Source organism: Paracoccus sp. FO-3, from assembly GCF_006386455.1.
GTDB classification, from domain to species: Bacteria; Pseudomonadota; Alphaproteobacteria; order Rhodobacterales; family Rhodobacteraceae; genus Paracoccus; species Paracoccus versutus.
On record NZ_VCBQ01000186.1, the window covers coordinates 1 to 4793 of the forward strand.

The window sequence follows — 4793 nt, forward strand, 5'->3', positions numbered from 1 at the left end:
TCGTTATTCGAATCCTTGAACGTATCATAAACCTTGTGAGAGAGCGGATCGGCAAGGGTACCCCGCTTTAGAACCCGCAGGTCGGACAAGAGCTTCTTGTATTCGTAGTTCCTCTTGTTCACCGACTGGCCCTCGAACAGCGGCACTGCGCGGTTGACGGCGGCATAGGCTGCAGACTCGAGCAGGGCTAGGCTTTCGTTTTCACGTTTGTCAGAAAACTCGAAGTCGTTCACGTCAATGGCAATCGGGAAGACAGAAGCAAAGTCTTTCCTGAGATCATTCCCGATGAACGAACTCCTGTCGTAGTTCCTAAACTCGATTTGTGCGTACGCGAAATTCCTCTTCCATCGCCTATAAAGGTTGAGATAATCGAAGTACTTGTCGCTTGCGCTGATATCGCTTCGATATTGCGAGAAGCGCCGGCTTTCGTTGTTTCGCAGATCTGTGGAATAGATGGACTTTCGGACGTCCCATTGTGGCCTCAGATAGCAGACGACAACGTGATCCTTGAAATTGCGGCGGCAAAAATCCGAGAAGGTCGCGACGTCGTTCTCATCCGTGAGCCTGCTGTGGAAGTGTTCGGAGGTGATGACCATGGTGTGGTTGTTGGCAGAGGCCTGTTCTATCTCGGCTTCGAGGTCAGTCAGGAACGATGCAAAAAACTGCTCCTTCTGCTCCTTGTTCTTGATGCCATTGAACGTCCAGAATTCATCTGGTTCCGACCTGAAGTAGGCGACCAGCGATCGGTTGTTCTCCCATCCGAGGCTATTGCTAAGATAGATTCCATTTTCAAGGAAACGACCTCTATTCTGATAAAGCCACTTTTGGATGAGCGTCGTACCGGTCTTCTCGGTTCCGATATGAAGAACCAGCGTCATTTTCGACATTTTCTAAGATCCTTGCTCTTACAACTGACCGTTGTGCGTGACCGCTGGTTGCTTATGGATTAGTGACGGCTACCGGTGGACTTGCAGGTCCGATTGCTGCGCGTTGGAAGTTTTGGACCGATCTGGCACGCAAGGCGTCATTCTGAAGATTGATCATTGCCTCGTGTTTTCGAGGGTTCCCGGCCATTCTTATGACGGACACATAATCTTCTACGACGTCGCCGCGCCGGACGAAACCCATCCAGTCATCTCCGAAGAAGTCCGCTATACCGCCCACGTTCGGTGTCACTACCGGAACGCCGCATGCGGCTATTTCCATGAGAATGTTGGGCATGCCGTCGAAGCGGGAGGTATAGACGAAGCACAGGTAGTCCCGGATCATCAATTGTTCGAGCGATGAGTACTCTCCGTGAAAGCGAACATTGACGGGCAGCTTTCCTATGTCGAAAACCGTATCGTTCAGCACCTTCCTGCCGTACATGTGAAAGGTGAGGTCGGGCATGGCGCGTGCGATTTGGATCAGCAGTCCGGGGTTCTTCTGGTGATCTATCCTGCTTGCCCACAGGACATTTCTTGATGACTGCGTGCCAAATCGATGCCCGGCGACTGAGGCAATCCTCTTTTGATCTGGCGGATAGGAGATCGCCTTCATGCGATCGGGCGCCACCCCGTACATCTGACAGATGGTGTTCGCAAATTTCGTGTTGTCGCTGATGTAGAGATCGACGGCCTTGTCGATGGCGGGGATCATGTTCTGAAAGCCAGAGATGCGACCATGATCGTCTATGTGCGGGCAGAACATGGCGAGCTCCACCGTCCTTGCTGGCTTTCGCTTGGTGAGCAGCAGCGATGTGGTATAGGATTGCACCGAGAAGATCCGGTCAGCTTCTGCTGCCGAGAGAAACGCTTCAAGCAGTGCGACTCGATCCTCTGTCGCAAAGCCCTCGGGATATGGTCTGCCACTCACCTCGGATATGATCTTCGGAAGGTTGATCGTGTCCTGCTCGAACTCAAGGTAGTTTGGCACGATCGTCGCTCCCTCGGTGAGTACGATGCGCGGCTTCTCAAGACCCAGGTTCTTCCAGGCGCGCAGGTGGAGCGTGCCCACCAGTTCGGCGCCTCCGGCTTCCAGGAAAGGCAGAAGGACGAACGATCCCCCGATCAGGCTCCGGCCCATCTGGCGAAGGTGCGTCAAGACGGCTTCTTCCCGATAGTTCTCAGGCCCTCGCCACTGGATCTGGCCAAGGTCCTGCGGGGGTTCGAACACGTCCGCTCGCATACGCAAGATCGCAAGCAGATCCGCAAAGGCAGAGGGAAGGAGCGATGCGTGGCGAGCGGCATCGTCAATCGCCCTTTGCTCGCATGATTGCAGTTCGTGAGACGCGAAGAAGTACCTGATCGTAGGCAGCCAAGTATGTTGCCACCAGCGTCTGGCATCGTCGCTTGCCACATGCACCAAAAGCTGCTCAGACGCTACTTCGGTGTTCGACAGCAAGGCCCCCCTGTCTCGATGCCAGGCACCGAGGTACTGCTCGATCTGTTCGACGGACTGGCTGGACCTGAAGGAACTCAGGTAGTCCGAGCCGGTAAAGACCGGACCGTACTTGCCCAGCAGAAAGCGTGAACTTGTTTCCTCTGCTCCCTCATCCGCAACAGGCTGCTCCGTCCTGCTTGCCGGGATCTCTACGTCCTCCGTGCTGGTGCTGACTAGGGAAAGGCCGCTCTGGTCGGTGTCGAGTGTAACCACGCTGTTGAGGTCACCGGCGTCACTCAGGACCTCAAGCAGGCCCCAGAGGCTGCCCGCCTTGGTGAAGCGCTCCACCATGCTTGAGCCGATAACGACGCCAGCCAATCCGACCTTGTGGCCCCTGGCTGCGCGATCACGCAGTTCTTCGACGACTTCGGCCAGGTTCGAGAAATCATACCATCTGAAATAATGAAGGTTCGCCTGCGGATCGTAGTGTTGGATTGTCTGTGGAATGCAGACGATTTCCTTGTCTAGGGCATCCGCCAACTCCAGACTTGCCGCAATGAACCGCTGCGAGATGACCCCGCCATTCTCAACTGCGATGGCGTTAGCCTCATGGCCGTAGCCAGTCGCTTCCTGCTTCTTCAGGTGTTGCCAGTCATAGGAGTGGGGACGTCCAAGCGGCTTCTGTAACGTGAGGTCAAGAAAGATACTCTCACCCAGAGAGGGTCCTGCCGAAATCTTGTACCCCGAGCAAGGCCATGCACGTGACGAGTTGAAAATGTCGACAAAATGGAGCCTACTTGCGCTAAACAGCTTGGATGCACGCAGAAGATTAGTGACGGAGGCAAATTTCTGCGTACACCCGTCGAGCGGGTCATCTACAAGGCTCAGTCTCACAAGAAATGTTCTTTTTACCTGGGATACTACAATCTTGTAGTACTCCCGGCATAGCTTGGAAAAGATATCCGTACCTGTGTCTACGATCGTGCTTCCTGGATACTGCACCAGTATCCTCAGTGGCAGGCGACAGTAAAACCAGCTCGGCGTGGTAAATGTGTCGGAGATCCTCTTGGTGCTGAGGTAGACCGTTCCCCACTCATCATCGAGCTTGGATGATGAGTACTTCTCCATCTCGGTCTCGTGAATAATCACCAGCTGATGGGTTCGTGGAGAGTAGATTTTCTGGCAACGAGCCATGATCCAGGCGACAGCCGGAAGAGTATGCGAAAGCTCCTCCCTCAGGAAGAAGACTAGCTTCTTTCTATTGTCAAGGGCCCCCAGGATTTCAGCGGCGCCATCTGCGCTCTTTCTCAGGATTGATCGCAGATACGAGTTGACCGCCCAAGGATTGGAGTTCCTGTTGTTGCTGATGAGTGGCTCAAGCTCGACCTGTTCGTCCATGAGCCGATAGACATGCTCGGGAAGCGGAAGTTGGGTGGTGAAGTCATCTTCGTCGGACAGGTGCCGCGAAGCGTTCGAAGTCCGTATGCCGCTGTTGATGTAGTCCGAACTGTAAAGATAGGACTGCCTTTGGGTCATCGACGGGACCAGTCCGAGCGACAGGTGCTGTTCCTTGACCCTATAGAAGCATGCCGTGTCCGGAAGAATGTCATGGATCACGCCATGCGAGATCGTGTCCCCGGCCCAGGACCAGTCTTCGTTTCCAAGACCACGGGCAGTGTCATTGTGCTGGAGCGGGAACGTGTCCAGAAGGCTCTTGTCGATGACGCACTTATTTGAATAAAACCAATCATAGACAAGAAAAAGAGGATCGAAGCTCGCGCTTGATGAGGGAATCATCCTGCGGATTTCATTCTCGCCACCGAATTTGACGAAGAACTCGGCATGATATACTCTCCTCTCGAAGATCAAGCCCTTCTTTTTTCTATCGATAAATTCCGAATAGATATTCGATGAGTAAAGGTCGTCACCATCGTGAAGAAATACCCAGCGGCTTGACGCCAAGCCGATGCCATATTCCCTAGCACGGCCTAGGTCTTTTTCGTCCACGATATCGATACGGTCGGCGTGTCCCCAGGAACGGCAAAGATCCAAGGTCTGGTCGTCAGGATTATCCGCTATGACGATAATCTCCAACTCTCCTCCGACGGCTTCCGCCCTCGCCTTTGCGAGAGCGATGCTTCTCAGAGTTGGAACAAGAAGAAGTCCTTCACGGTGAACGTTTATGACACATGAACAATCGTATTCTTTCATTTTGCAACCAAGTCCGGTGATATGGCTAAGAAATTTCGTTTAGATTGAAGCGGAGACCATTTGTCGCTGTATCACGGCTCAGGGCTTTGCCGGCGCAGTACTGCTAAAACAGACAAAGGATGTCCAGACATTTTCATGGCGTAAGCCGACACATCCGTTCTCGAAGCGGGCTATCCTGCCACAGAGAGGGCATGTAGGCTCAGGATGCATTGATTTTCAAG

General features: G+C 53.6%; 2 protein-coding genes. Both read right to left on the reverse strand.

Going from position 1 to position 4793, the window contains the following annotated elements; translation table 11 throughout:
• The coding region (locus tag FE811_RS25780; protein ID WP_140849349.1) for a hypothetical protein at nucleotides 1-887 on the reverse strand (887 nt) is incomplete at its 3' end.
• A 52-nt stretch (nucleotides 888-939) separates the two neighbouring features.
• Nucleotides 940-4572 carry a glycosyltransferase gene (locus FE811_RS25785; RefSeq protein ID WP_140849351.1) on the reverse strand — a complete coding sequence of 1211 codons (3633 nt, stop codon included), beginning with the start codon at nucleotides 4570-4572 and terminating at the stop codon, nucleotides 940-942.
• Between the last annotated feature and the right edge of the window lie 221 nt (nucleotides 4573-4793).

Bases quoted from the DNA above. Each gene is read 5' to 3' on its own strand.
- FE811_RS25785 (WP_140849351.1), bottom strand. From the start codon at position 4,572: ATGAAAGAATACGATTGTTCATGTGTCATAAACGTTCACCGTGAAGGA.